Here is a 12,464-nt window from a genome sequence, read left to right as displayed (position 1 = left end):
CGCCAAGATCGCCGCCAAGCTGGCTGTGGGCTACACCCTGGACGAGCTGCAGAACGATATTACCGGTGGCCGCACCCCGGCGTCCTTCGAGCCGTCCATCGATTACGTGGTTACCAAGATTCCGCGTTTCGCCTTTGAAAAATTCCCCAATGCCGATGCGCGCCTGACGACTCAGATGAAGTCTGTGGGTGAGGTAATGGCGATCGGTCGCACCTTCCAGGAGTCCATGCAGAAAGCACTGCGCGGTCTGGAAGTGGGTTCTGTTGGTTTTGATCCGAAAGTGGATCTGAACGACGCTGGTGCCAAAGACAAAATTATTTCTGAACTGCGTACACCGCGTTCCGAGCGTATCTGGTACGTGGGCGATGCCTTCCGTGCTGGCATGAGTGTTGACGAAGTGTACGAGCACTCTGCTATTGATCCGTGGTTCCTGGTGCAGATCGAAGATCTGATCAAAGAAGAAGCTGCGGTTGCACAAAGCAGCCTGCAGTCTCTGGATGCAGATCGCATTTATCGCCTGAAGCGTAAAGGTTTTTCCGATGCGCGTCTGGCTGAGCTGATGGGTGTTACTGAAAAAACCTTCCGTAAATACCGTCAGAAACTGAATATCCGCCCGGTTTATAAACGTGTGGATACCTGTGCGGCTGAATTCGCGACTGATACTGCGTACATGTATTCCACGTACGAAGAAGAGTGTGAAGCAAACCCGTCTGACCGTGAAAAAATCATCGTGCTCGGTGGTGGTCCTAACCGTATCGGTCAGGGTATTGAATTCGATTATTGCTGTGTACACGCAGCGCTGGCGTCCAAAGAACTGGGTTATGAAGCCATTATGGTGAACTGTAACCCGGAGACTGTGTCCACTGACTATGACACGTCAGACCGTCTGTATTTCGAGCCGGTGACACTGGAAGACGTGCTGGAAATTGTCGATAAAGAACAACCGAAAGGTGTGATCGTACAGTATGGTGGTCAGACACCACTGAAGCTGGCGGAAGAACTGGAAGCAGCCGGTGTGCCGATTATCGGTACGTCACCGGAAGCGATCGACCGTGCGGAAGACCGTGAGCGCTTCCAGCATATGATTCAGCGTCTGGGACTGAAGCAGCCACAGAATGCGACGGTAACTTCTGCTGAAGAAGCCGTGGTTAAGGCACTGGAAATCGGTTATCCGCTGGTTGTGCGTCCTTCCTATGTTCTGGGTGGTCGTGCGATGGAAATCGTCAACGATGAAACTGCTCTGCGCCGTTATATGACGGAAGCGGTAAAAGTTTCTAACGATTCACCGGTTCTGCTGGATTACTTCCTTGATCGTGCCATTGAAGTGGACATTGATGCCGTATGTGACGGCGAACAGGTAGTGATTGGCGGTATCATGCAACATATTGAACAGGCTGGTATTCACTCCGGTGACTCCGCCTGTTCTCTGCCGCCTTACAGTCTGCCAAAAGACGTGCAGGACACCATGCGTGAGCAGGTGGCTGCCATGGCTCTGGAGCTGGGCGTTGTCGGTCTGATGAACACTCAGCTGGCTTATCAGGATGGCGAGATCTATGTGATCGAGGTGAACCCTCGTGCATCCCGTACTGTACCGTTCGTATCCAAATGTATCGGTACCTCTCTGGCAGCGATTGCGGCCAAAGTGATGACGGGTAAAACACTGGCTGAACTGGGCTTTACCACGGAAATTATTCCACCGTATTTCTCCGTGAAAGAAGCCGTGTTCCCGTTCAACAAGTTCCAGGGTGTTGACCCGATTCTTGGACCGGAAATGAAATCCACCGGTGAAGTAATGGGTGCAGGTAAAACTTTCGGTGAAGCTTATTACAAAGCTCAGCTGGGAGCCGGCGCAAGCATTCCGGACTCAGGTGTGGCTTTCCTGTCAGTGCGTGATGCCGACAAGAAAAATGTCGTTGCTGTGGCGAAAGGCCTGGTTGAAATCGGTTTCAGCCTGGTGTCTACCGAAGGCACTTGTCGTGTACTGAAAGAAGCTGGCGTTGACGTTAAGCGCGTGAACAAGGTGACCGAAGGTCGTCCACACATCGTTGATATGATCAAAAATGATGAAGTCTCTCTGATCATTAATACCACTGACGGTCCGCAGGCAATTGCTGATTCAGCGGATATCCGTCGCAGTGCGCTGCAGCATAAGGTGTACTACACCACCACCATGGCGGGGGCAGAAGCCGTGGTTGAAGCGCTGCGTTCTGAAGGTCTGAAAGAAGTTCATCGCTTACAAGAATTACATGCAACCGTAAATTAAGTCGTAAGGTTGCGTGATTAAACAAGGAGATTGATATGCAGAAATTTCCGATGACGGTAGAAGGGGAAGCAGCGCTGCGTTCTGAACTGCAGCAGCTGAAGTCCACAGACCGCCCAAGGGTAATTGCCGCGATTGCAGAGGCCCGTGAGCACGGAGACCTGAAAGAAAACGCTGAATATCACGCTGCGCGTGAACAGCAGGGTTTTATTGAAGGCCGTATTCAGGAAATTGAAGGAAAGTTGTCCAACGCTCAGGTGATTGATATTAAAACTATCCCTCACACTGGTAAGGTGTTGTTCGGTACCACGGTTCGCATTATCAATGTCGATACTGAAGAAGAAGTGCAGTACAAAATTGTCGGCGATGACGAAGCGAGTATTAAAAATAATCGCATTTCTGTCTCGTCGCCAATTGCCCGTGCACTGATTGGTAAAGAAGAAGGCGATGTTGTGGCGGTGAAAATCCCAAGCGGCATGGTGGAGTACGAAATTGATGAAGTTCAGCACCTCTGAGGGCTGAATTCCGTCGATAAAAAAACCGCGCATTGCGCGGTTTTTTTATGTCTGATTTTTACTCGGTACTGAGGCTGAGTCGTCAGGGACAGGGGATTAAAGGCAGATCTTCAAAATCGTCGTCATCATCCTGCTCGATGGCTTTCAGCATGCGCTGCAGCTTGCGTTGTGCTTCGCGACGTTTCAGGGCTTTGTTCCAGCGACGGATCTGAATTTCGTCCATTGGTTCCAGTTTAGGAACAGGTGTTGGCCTGGCATCATCACCCATGGCAACCATGGTGAAATAACACGAGTGCGTGTGGCGAACAGTCTTTTCCTTAATGTTTTCTGCAACGACTTTAATACCGACTTCCATGGAGGTATTACCGGTAAAATTCACCGTCGCCAGACAGGTAATCAGTTCACCGATATAAATTGGTTCTTTAAATAAAACGTTGTCTACAGACAGGGTAACAGCGTAATAACCGCTGTAGCGCATAGCGCAGGTGTAGGCGACTTTATCCAGCAGTTTGAGTAATTCTCCGCCGTGCATTTTGCCGGAGAAGTTTGCCAGATCGGGTGTGACCAGTTCGGTCATCACAGTTTCAGAGATATGTCCCACATGGTTTCCTCATGTTACGGTCATACCATTTTAACTGAATTATCAGGTATCTGAACATGGGTTCAGTCGCTCAGATAACTGAACCCATGTGTAGGCAGGACAATCAGGACGTTACCTGACTGAAATGATCAGAAATCGTCGGTTGAAGTGAACAGGCCGACACGCAGATCTTTCGCCCAGTAAATTTCTTTACCGTCGACTTCCATTACTGCATCGGCAATGCCCATTACCAGTTTCTGTTCCATCACGCGCTTCAGGCTGATGCGGTAAGTTACTTTCTTCGCGGTCGGCAGTACCTGACCACGGAATTTCACTTCACCACAACCCAGTGCGCGGCCACAGCCGGGGTTGCCACGCCAGCCCAGATAGAAGCCAACCAGCTGCCACATAGCGTCGAGGCCCAGACAGCCTGGCATAACAGGGTCAGTTTCAAAGTGACAGTCAAAGAACCACAGGGAAGGATCGATATCCAGCTCTGCGATCATTTCGCCTTTACCGTATTCGCCGCCTTCTTCGCTGATTTTTGTAATGCGGTCCATCATCAGCATATTCGGGAGAGGCAGGCGTGCATTCCCTTCGCCAAATAATTCGCCGTGGCCACAGGCCAATAATTCTTCGCGGTTGTAACTTTCCTGGCGGGTCATTCAGTTTCCTCGGTCTTAAAGGATGTTCATGTCGAAACAGTGACACAAAACCATAGCTATAGCTAATGAAGCTTTTTTGAAATAAAGGAAAGAATGCCGGAAAGGCCAGGGAATATGCGAGCTGCAGGTCCGGTTAGACCTGCAGTTTGGGGAGCTTATGTCGTTATCAGACTTTTTCGACCAGCAGGCTGCCAATGGAGTAGCCGGCACCGAAGGAGCAGATCAGGCCACGCTCACCCGGCTGGAAGTCTTCACTGTAGCGATGGAAGGCGATAACGGAGCCAGAAGATGCCGTATTAGCGAATTCATCCAGCACCACAGGTGCTTCAATTGGCTCAGGCATACGGCCCAGCAGTTTCTTCGCCGCAAACATGTTCATGTTGACGTTCGCCTGGTGCAGCCACATACGTTTCAGATCAGAAGCCGTCATCTGGTTTTCTGACATCTGTTCTTCAATGAAATTGGTCACCAGTGGCAGCAGTTCTTTGAATACTTTGCGGCCGCGCTGTTTAAAGGCATAGCGGTCTTCCGGCACATTGTCGAAACAGTAATCAGCGTAGGACTGATCCGTACGGATGTTGTCGGAGTACTGGGTAAACTGTTTGGTGTTCAGAATACGGAAGGCGTGCTCTGGATTCGCGTTTTCTTCTGCTTCCAGGATGGCTGCAGTGGCGACGTCACCAAAAATAAAGTGGCTGTCACGGTCTTTGAAGTTCAGACCCGGGGTAGTGAACTCCGGGTTGATGAAGAGTACGCATTTGGCGGTACCGGCTTTCAGCGCCGTGTACGCATTGATCAGGCCGAAGGTTGCGGATGAGCAGGCGATGCCCATGTCATAGGCGAAACCTTTGATGCCCAGATCGCGCTGAATTTCCACAGACATGCCCGGGTAATCACGCTGGCGGAAGGTACCGGAGACTACGATCATATCGATGTCTTCCGGCGTTTTGCCGGCCTGTTCCATCGCCTGCTTAGCTGCGCCAATACCCATGGTTACCATTTCCGGTGTTTTGCCTTCCTCGGTCATCGGGAATACCGGGTGCATAACTTCCGGGTCGAGGATGCCATCTTTATACATGGCGTAACGGGCTTTGATGCCGGAGGCTTTTTCGATGAATTCCGGGCTGGAGTAGGACAGAGCTTCTTTTTCGCCCGCGGCAATGGCATCCGCATTGCGGGCATTGAAGTTGTCGACATATTGGTTAAATGCCTGTACCAGTTCTTCGTTGGTGATGACGTGTGGGGGGATAAACAGTCCGGTACCGGAAATAACAATATTCGACATGTGTTGTGTGACCTTTATTTTACTTTGTGAGCCAGGGCCTGGGTTGCGGCCCTTATTATGATTGGCCACATTATCGCCGGAAAAGTGCGCCCGTCCAACTTTCGTTTGGGTTATGCTGATCTGGTCACCCGGGACGGAGGTGTTATGGTCCGGCATTACCTGATTTTATTGCGTACTTTCTGGCTCGGTGGGCTGTGGGCCAGTGTTTATCTGGTGCGGCCTCTGTTAGAGCACCGGGGCTTTTTTCCGCAGCACGGTATGGAGGTGCTGCATGTAATGGATGGTCTGGGGCTGGTATGCGGCGCGATCATGCTGTTGTTGGCGCGATTTTCCCAACCGTTGCAGTGGCGGGAAACACCTTTGCAGATCATGCTGGTGATGATGGTGCTGTCTTTGATGTATTTCGCCCTGATGCCCTGGTGGAAGCTGCAGATGATGATGTTGCACACCATCTCACTGCTGGGGCTTATCTGGCTTATGATGGCGCCAGCTCAGGTACTGGTGCGTGATCGCCGGCATGGCTGATTGGCGGCGGTAACCGGCCAGAGATTCAGGCGGTTTGCCCGTTACAGGAAATGCAGCAGGCAAAGTTCACGACTTTGGCCTGCTGTCAGGGGTCAGCGCTTCAGGTTAGACAGGTTAGCCTTGGCTTTTGGATTGTGACGCAGCAGCAGGGCGGTATTGCCGATCTGTTGTGGCATTTCCGCACCTGTGATGCGCAGAATTTCCTGAATCACAGCCTTCTTGACCTCACGATCACCCACTGAGATTTTGATTTTGATCAGCTCATGATCGTCCAGAGCGCGGTTCAGTTCGTCGATCACGCCCTCAGACAGGCCATTCGCTGCTACGGTCACAATAGGGTTCAGAGTGTGGCCAATAGCGCGGTAGGCTTTCTTTTGCTCGTTTGATAATGCCATATATTCGGAAGCTCGGTTATTCAGTGGTAATATTCTTCTGCATACGCCCGGATGTACGATCCGGGTATGATTAGAACCATTATACCTTAGGCGGGAGCATAAACCTGCATGGCGCGCTCAAAAACCAGTGCTGGCTGGCTGAAAGAACATGTTGACGATATCTGGGTGCAGAAAGCCCAGCAGGATGGTTACCGGACCCGGGCCAGTTACAAATTGATTGAACTGGACGAGAAAGATCAGCTCATAAAGCCGGGCATGACCGTCGTCGATCTGGGTTCGGCGCCGGGCGGCTGGTCTCAGGTGGTAACGCGGCTGCTGAAAGGCAACGGCACGATCATCGCCTCGGACATTCTGCCAATGGACCCGATAGAGGATGTGAATTTCATTCAGGGTGACTTTACGGAAGAATCTGTCTTCGATGAGCTGATGGCTGTTATCTATGGTCGGCCGGTAGACCTTGTAATCTCAGATATGGCCCCCAATATGAGTGGAGTGGCCTCAATTGACCAGCCAGGCGCTATGTATCTTGTTGAACTGGCGCTGGATATGGCTCGTCAGGTACTGCGCCCGAATGGCCAGTTCGTGGCAAAGGTTTTTCAGGGAGAAGGGTTTGATCAGTATCTCGATGATGTCAGGACTTCGTTCAGTAAAGTAATGATTCGTAAACCTAAGGCCTCCAGAGCGAGATCCCGTGAGGTTTACATAGTAGGTAAAGGTTTCCGCGCTTAGCAATTGCTTGCTAAGCTAAGCAGATAGCAAGGCCCCCGGCATTCGGCCGGGCAACGACAGCCAGTGAGGTAGTGCCGGATGGCAAAGAATTTCATACTGTGGGCAGTGATCGCTGCCGTTCTGATGATGGTGTTCAACAACTTCCAGAGTGTTGGAAGAGGGAATGAGCTCGCCTACTCAGAATTCATCAAGGCGGTAGAGAGCGGTCAGGTGGAGCGGGTTACCATATCCGGCCAGACCATCAGCGGTCTTAATTCCAGTGGCGAGTCTTTCGAGACCATCATGCCGACGTATGATGACAAGCTGATGGATACTCTGCTGAATAACCATGTACAGGTGGTGGGTCAGAAACCAGAAAAAGACGGTTTCTTCACTCAGCTGCTGCTGGCGTCTCTGCCTATTCTGATCATTATTGCCGTCTTTATGCTGTTTATGCGGCAGATGCAGGGGGGCAGTTCCGGTCGTGGCGGCCCGATGGCGTTCGGTAAAAGCAAAGCCAAGCTGCTCAGTGAAGATCAGATCAAAACCACCTTTGAAGACGTAGCTGGCTGTGATGAAGCCAAAGAAGACGTAAAAGAGCTGGTTGAATTCCTGCGTGACCCGGGCAAATACCAGCGTCTGGGCGGTAAGATTCCGCGTGGCGTATTGATGGTGGGTCAGCCTGGTACCGGTAAAACCCTGCTGGCAAAAGCTATTGCCGGTGAAGCCCGTGTACCTTTCTTCTCTATTTCCGGTTCTGACTTCGTTGAAATGTTCGTTGGTGTTGGTGCATCCCGTGTGCGTGACATGTTCGATCAGGCAAAGAAGCAGGCCCCATGTATTATCTTTATCGACGAAATCGATGCCGTGGGTCGCTCCCGTGGCGTAGGTATCGGCGGTGGTAACGACGAACGCGAACAGACTCTGAACCAATTGCTGGTGGAGATGGACGGCTTCGAAGTTAACGATGGCATCATCGTCATTGCCGCGACTAACCGTCCCGATGTTCTGGACCCTGCGCTGCTGCGTCCGGGCCGTTTTGACCGTCAGGTAGTGGTTGGTCTGCCGGACATCCGTGGCCGTGAACAGATTCTGGGCGTGCACATGCGTAAAGTGCCGGTGGCAGATGATGTGAATGCATCCGTTATTGCCCGCGGTACACCTGGCTTCTCTGGTGCTGATCTGGCCAACCTGGTGAACGAGGCGGCACTGTTTGCAGCCCGTGCCAACCGTAATCTGGTCACCATGGAAGAGTTCGAGAAAGCCAAGGATAAGATCCTGATGGGTGCCGAGCGTAAAACCATGGTTATGTCTGAGAAAGAGAAAACCAATACGGCTTACCACGAAGCGGGCCATGCGATTATTGGTCGCCTGATGCCTGAACACGATCCGGTGTACAAGGTCTCCATCATTCCCCGTGGCCGGGCTCTGGGTGTGACTATGTTCCTGCCGGAAGAGGATCGTCACTCCATCAGCAAACGCGGTATCGAAAGCAATATCTGCTCTCTGTACGGTGGCCGTATTGCGGAAGAAATGACACTGGGTAAAGACGGTGTAACCACGGGCGCATCCAACGATATTGAGCGTGCGACCAAGTACGCACGTAACTACGTGACCAAATGGGGTCTGTCGGAAAAATTGGGTGCTCAGCTGTTTACTGAAGAAGAACAGAATGGTTACCTGGGCAGTTCCGGTGGTGGTCAGCTGTCTCATCTGTCTGATGACACTGCCCGTCTGATCGATTCCGAAGTGAAAGGTCTGCTGGATACCTGTTATCAGCGTGCTTACACTCTGCTGGAACAGAACCGTGACAAACTCGAGCTGATGAAAGACGCGTTGATGGAATATGAAACCATCGATACGGATCAGATTGATGACATTATGTCCGGTAAGAAACCTCGCCCGCCTAAATCCTGGGGTGGTGATGGTTCCGGTCCTGCGTCACCGGCAGAAGAAAGCCGTGATATGACCCGTGATCCGAATGATGACGCGGTCGGTGATGCTGCTGGCGAAGAGAGCTGATCCGGTCACTGATCTGAAGAAAAAAGCGGCCCCGGCCGCTTTTTTTACGTCTGTTTTTATGTGTGTCAGTAATACTCAATATTAAGCGTGAATAGCCTGTGAAATTTCAATGCGGAAACCGCGAGCTGGATTTCTCCGTGCCCAATGTGATGGGCATTCTCAATGTAACCCCGGATTCTTTTTCCGATGGTGGTCGCTTCAGTTCCATTGATGTGGCATTGCAGCACGCGCAGCAAATGATTGCTGACGGTGCGACAGTGATCGATATTGGCGGTGAATCCACCCGTCCGGGGGCTGATCCGGTGACGGAAGCGGAAGAACTGGCGCGGGTTATCCCGGCAGTCGAGGCCATTGCGCAACGTTTTGATGTTGTCATTTCTGTGGATACCAGTACACCGGCTGTTATTTCGGAAAGTGCCGCGGCCGGGGCTCATCTGGTTAACGATGTGCGCTCGCTGTGTCGTGATGGTGCCCTGGCGGCAGCAGCACAGACTGGTTTGCCTGTGTGTCTGATGCATTGGGATGGTGATCCTCAGGCTGTGAAAAACGCACCCGAATATCAGCAACCGATCGAAGAACTGGTGAAGCAATTTTTACAGCAGCGTGTCAGCGTCTGTGAGGACGCAGGTATTGGGCGCGATAAAATCCTGCTCGATCCGGGTTTTGGCTTCGGTAAAAACCATCAGCATAACTATAGGCTGCTGAACCGACTCGAATCTTTGCATGAACTTGGCCTGCCGCTGTTAACCGGTTTGTCGCGGAAGCGTATGATTGGCGAGGCCAGTGGCGTGGATGCCGCGGATGAGCGTGTGATCGGAAGTGTGACTGGTGCCGTGATCTGTGCAATGAAAGGTGCGAAAATCCTCCGCGTTCATGATGTGAAAGAAACCGCGCAGGCAATTCGTGTGCTGAGTGCGACCTTGAGGGAAGGGAATGAGTAGAAAATATTTTGGTACCGATGGTATCCGTGGGCGGGTTGGTACCTATCCGATTAATCCGGAATTTGTCATGAAACTTGGCTGGGCAGCAGGAAAAGTCTTTGCTGCGCAGGGGGCGCGTAAAATTCTCATCGGTAAAGATACGCGTATTTCCGGCTATATGTTTGAATCTGCGCTGGAAGCGGGGCTGTCATCCGCCGGTGTGGATATCGGTCTGTTAGGCCCGATTCCTACTCCGGGCATTGCTTACCTGACCCGTACCTTCCGCGCTCAGGCGGGGATAGTCATCAGTGCTTCGCACAATCCGTTCTACGATAACGGCATCAAATTCTTCTCTGGTGAAGGACGTAAGCTGCCGGATGAGGTCGAGCTGGAAATTGAATCCTGGCTGGATAAACCCATGAGCTGTGTTGAATCCTCTGCGCTGGGTAAAGCCTGGCGGGTTAATGACGCTGCTGGGCGCTATACCGAATTCTGTAAGGGCACGGTCAATGCGCTGAATCTGCGCGGCTTAAAAATCGTGCTCGACTGCGCCCATGGTGCGACCTATCAGATTGCGCCACTGGTGTTCTCCGAGCTGGGAGCTGAAATCGTGGTGATGGGTGCTCAGCCAGACGGCCTGAACATCAATAATCAGGTGGGTTCTACCGAGCCTGAAGCGTTGCAGGCGAAAGTTAAGGAAGTATCAGCCGATCTGGGTATCGCTTTTGATGGTGATGGTGACCGTGTTGCCATGGTGGATAAAAACGGTGAGCTGCTCGACGGTGATCAGCTCCTGTTTATTATTGCTTCCCATGCCAAAGCCCAGGGGCGCCTGAACGGCGGTGTGGTAGGAACGCTGATGAGTAACCTCGGCCTTGAACTGGGCCTGAAGGATCAGGGTATCGATTTCCTGCGTACCAAAGTCGGCGACCGTTATGTGTTGCAGATGCTGGATGAGCAGGGCTGGCGTTTTGGTGGTGAATCCTCCGGACATATTCTGTGCCTCGATGCCAATACTACGGGGGATGGAATCGTCGCTGCACTGCAGGTTATGCAGGCGCTGCAGGATACCGAAACCGATCTGTCTGACTGGCAGCTTAAAATGAGCAAAATGCCGCAGACCATGATTAACGTGAAGCGCAGCCGCAATGTGGATGTGAATTCTGACCGTGAAATCGTTTCTGCCGTCGCTGCTGTTGAAGACAAGCTTGCAGGCCGTGGTCGCGTGTTGTTACGTCCATCCGGTACCGAGCCTGTTGTGCGGGTGATGGTAGAAGGTGAAGATTCTGCTCTGATTCATCAATTAGCCAGTGAGCTGGCTGGGGTCGTGGAGCGGGTATTAGCCTGATCTGCTTGTCTCAGGACAGCTTCTTAGATAGTATCTGCGCTCTTTAAATTTTGGGACTCGTTATGCGTCGACAGTTGGTAGCCGGAAACTGGAAAATGAATGCCTCATCAGAGATGACTGGCAGTCTGTTGACCGGTGTCCTGGAAAACTTACCGGCCGATCGCGATATAGCTGTGTTCCCTCCGTTCCCGTACATCACTCAGGCGGTTGCAGAAACAGCAGGAACGCCGGTGATGGTGGGAGCCCAGAACGTTGCTGCGGAAGAATCCGGTGCCTTTACCGGTGAAGTGTCCGCTGCCATGTTGGCCGACATTGGCTGCTCCATGGCTCTGGTTGGTCATTCTGAGCGCCGCGCCCTGTATGGCGAACGGGATTATGATGTGCTGGTTAAAGTGCGTCAGCTGATGGCTAACGGCATTACTGCGGTTGTTTGCGTGGGTGAAACCATCGAGCAGCGTAAAGCAGTGCGTGAAGAGTCTGTGGTTTCTGAGCAGCTGTCGCTGCTTATTGCTGAACTGAGCAATGCAGACTGGGAAAAAATTATCATCGCCTACGAACCGGTCTGGGCTATCGGTACCGGTGAGACTGCCACTCCTGAGCAGGCGCAGGCGATGCATGCATTTATCCGTTCCGAACTGAAAAAAGTCAGTGATACGGTGGCGGAAAAAACCCGTATTTTATACGGCGGCAGTGTAAAAGCTGCCAGTGCGGCGGAATTATTTTCGCAGCCGGATATTGATGGCGGACTGGTCGGGGGAGCCTCTCTCGACGCCGCGGAATTTACAGCTATTTGTCGGGCATAAGGTAAGTTATGGAATCCATTGTTTTAATCGTTCACATTCTGCTGGCTGTGGGCATCATCGCGTTCGTTATGATGCAGCAGGGTAAGGGTGCTGATGCAGGTGCTTCTTTTGGCAGTGGCGCGTCCCAGACTGTTTTCGGCAGCAGTGGTTCCGGTAACTTTTTAAGCCGCACTACCGCGATTCTTGCAACTTTATTTTTCGTAACCAGTCTGGTTCTGGGTATTTATGCCCGTCAGAAGGTAGAAAGTTCGCAGGATCTGGGAATTCCTAGCCAGGAAGTGATAGAAAAGCTTGAGCAGGACGCCCCAGTTGTGGAAGAATACGCGCCGTCTTCAGATGCACCCGACCTGGATGCTTCTGATGCGGATGAGCCGGCAGTCGAAGAGACTGAAAAATAAGGCTCATACAGTTTTAGTGCGGATGTGGTGGAATTGGTAG

At 52.0% G+C, this 12,464-nt stretch carries 13 protein-coding genes; 9 read left to right on the top strand and 4 right to left on the bottom strand.

The window, feature by feature from the left end; all coding sequences use genetic code 11:
- Positions 1-2,263 (top strand): carbamoyl-phosphate synthase large subunit (gene carB / locus B2Z72_RS05840; protein WP_297004356.1); only part of this gene is annotated, 2,263 nt, incomplete at its 5' end.
- 35 nt (positions 2,264-2,298) lie between these two features.
- A complete protein-coding gene (greA, locus tag B2Z72_RS05835; protein ID WP_296981504.1) occupies positions 2,299-2,775 on the top strand; it encodes a transcription elongation factor GreA in 477 nt (158 codons plus the stop codon).
- Positions 2,776-2,857: 82 nt separating this feature from the next.
- Here greA and B2Z72_RS05830 read toward each other — a convergent pair whose 3' ends face one another.
- From B2Z72_RS05830 to B2Z72_RS05820, 3 genes are all read right to left on the bottom strand, one after another.
- Positions 2,858-3,352 (bottom strand): acyl-CoA thioesterase, encoded by a 495-nt coding sequence (locus B2Z72_RS05830; protein ID WP_349676679.1) that lies wholly within the window; start codon positions 3,350-3,352, stop codon positions 2,858-2,860.
- A gap of 152 nt (positions 3,353-3,504) precedes the next feature.
- Positions 3,505-4,020, bottom strand: coding sequence for a 3-hydroxyacyl-[acyl-carrier-protein] dehydratase FabA (gene fabA / locus B2Z72_RS05825; RefSeq protein ID WP_296981501.1), 516 nt, complete (start codon positions 4,018-4,020; stop codon positions 3,505-3,507).
- 166 nt (positions 4,021-4,186) lie between these two features.
- On the bottom strand, positions 4,187-5,305 hold the full coding sequence (locus B2Z72_RS05820) for a beta-ketoacyl-ACP synthase III (RefSeq protein WP_296981499.1): 1,119 nt from the start codon (positions 5,303-5,305) through the stop codon (positions 4,187-4,189).
- A 57-nt stretch (positions 5,306-5,362) separates the two neighbouring features.
- Between B2Z72_RS05820 and B2Z72_RS05815 the strand changes: the two genes are divergently transcribed.
- Complete coding sequence (locus B2Z72_RS05815; RefSeq protein WP_296981497.1) at positions 5,363-5,830, top strand: hypothetical protein; 468 nt, start codon at positions 5,363-5,365, stop codon at positions 5,828-5,830.
- A 92-nt stretch (positions 5,831-5,922) separates the two neighbouring features.
- Here the strand turns inward: B2Z72_RS05815 and B2Z72_RS05810 are convergent, their stop codons facing one another.
- A complete protein-coding gene (locus B2Z72_RS05810) occupies positions 5,923-6,225 on the bottom strand; it encodes a YhbY family RNA-binding protein (protein WP_296981494.1) in 303 nt (100 codons plus the stop codon).
- A 108-nt stretch (positions 6,226-6,333) separates the two neighbouring features.
- Between B2Z72_RS05810 and rlmE the strand changes: the two genes are divergently transcribed.
- The 6 genes from rlmE (at position 6,334) to secG (ending at position 12,424) form a co-directional block, all read left to right on the top strand.
- The gene (gene rlmE / locus B2Z72_RS05805; RefSeq protein WP_296981492.1) at positions 6,334-6,954 is read left to right on the top strand and encodes a 23S rRNA (uridine(2552)-2'-O)-methyltransferase RlmE; all 621 of its coding nucleotides are present in this window, start codon (positions 6,334-6,336) and stop codon (positions 6,952-6,954) included.
- 78 nt (positions 6,955-7,032) lie between these two features.
- Positions 7,033-8,955: an ATP-dependent zinc metalloprotease FtsH gene (gene ftsH / locus B2Z72_RS05800; RefSeq protein ID WP_296981489.1), complete on the top strand. Its 1,923-nt coding sequence runs from the start codon at positions 7,033-7,035 to the stop codon at positions 8,953-8,955.
- Between the two features lie 98 nt (positions 8,956-9,053).
- A complete protein-coding gene (gene folP / locus B2Z72_RS05795) occupies positions 9,054-9,896 on the top strand; it encodes a dihydropteroate synthase (protein WP_296981487.1) in 843 nt (280 codons plus the stop codon).
- Entirely contained in the window at positions 9,889-11,223 is a 1,335-nt protein-coding gene (gene glmM, locus B2Z72_RS05790) for a phosphoglucosamine mutase (RefSeq protein WP_296981484.1), read from the top strand. The genes folP and glmM overlap by 8 nt, the downstream gene beginning before the upstream one ends.
- A gap of 62 nt (positions 11,224-11,285) precedes the next feature.
- Entirely contained in the window at positions 11,286-12,026 is a 741-nt protein-coding gene (tpiA, locus tag B2Z72_RS05785; protein WP_296981482.1) for a triose-phosphate isomerase, read from the top strand.
- 8 nt (positions 12,027-12,034) lie between these two features.
- Entirely contained in the window at positions 12,035-12,424 is a 390-nt protein-coding gene (gene secG / locus B2Z72_RS05780; protein WP_296981480.1) for a preprotein translocase subunit SecG, read from the top strand.
- The last annotated feature ends 40 nt before the right edge of the window (positions 12,425-12,464 follow it).

It is taken from the genome of Thalassolituus sp. UBA6592, from assembly GCF_002433655.1.
GTDB lineage: Bacteria > Pseudomonadota > Gammaproteobacteria > Pseudomonadales > Oceanobacteraceae > Venatoribacter.
Note: the sequence above shows the minus strand (reverse complement) of the source record. Positions and strands in the feature narration are given on the sequence as shown.

Bases quoted from the DNA above. Each gene is read 5' to 3' on its own strand.
- greA (WP_296981504.1), top strand. From the start codon at position 2,299: ATGCAGAAATTTCCGATGACGGTAGAAGGGGAAGCAGCGCTGCGTTCT.
- B2Z72_RS05830 (WP_349676679.1), bottom strand. From the start codon at position 3,352: ATGACCGAACTGGTCACACCCGATCTGGCAAACTTCTCCGGCAAAATG.
- fabA (WP_296981501.1), bottom strand. From the start codon at position 4,020: ATGACCCGCCAGGAAAGTTACAACCGCGAAGAATTATTGGCCTGTGGC.
- B2Z72_RS05820 (WP_296981499.1), bottom strand. From the start codon at position 5,305: ATGTCGAATATTGTTATTTCCGGTACCGGACTGTTTATCCCCCCACAC.
- B2Z72_RS05815 (WP_296981497.1), top strand. From the start codon at position 5,363: ATGATTGGCCACATTATCGCCGGAAAAGTGCGCCCGTCCAACTTTCGT.
- B2Z72_RS05810 (WP_296981494.1), bottom strand. From the start codon at position 6,225: ATGGCATTATCAAACGAGCAAAAGAAAGCCTACCGCGCTATTGGCCAC.
- rlmE (WP_296981492.1), top strand. From the start codon at position 6,334: ATGGCGCGCTCAAAAACCAGTGCTGGCTGGCTGAAAGAACATGTTGAC.
- ftsH (WP_296981489.1), top strand. From the start codon at position 7,033: ATGGCAAAGAATTTCATACTGTGGGCAGTGATCGCTGCCGTTCTGATG.
- glmM (WP_296981484.1), top strand. From the start codon at position 9,889: ATGAGTAGAAAATATTTTGGTACCGATGGTATCCGTGGGCGGGTTGGT.
- tpiA (WP_296981482.1), top strand. From the start codon at position 11,286: ATGCGTCGACAGTTGGTAGCCGGAAACTGGAAAATGAATGCCTCATCA.
- secG (WP_296981480.1), top strand. From the start codon at position 12,035: ATGGAATCCATTGTTTTAATCGTTCACATTCTGCTGGCTGTGGGCATC.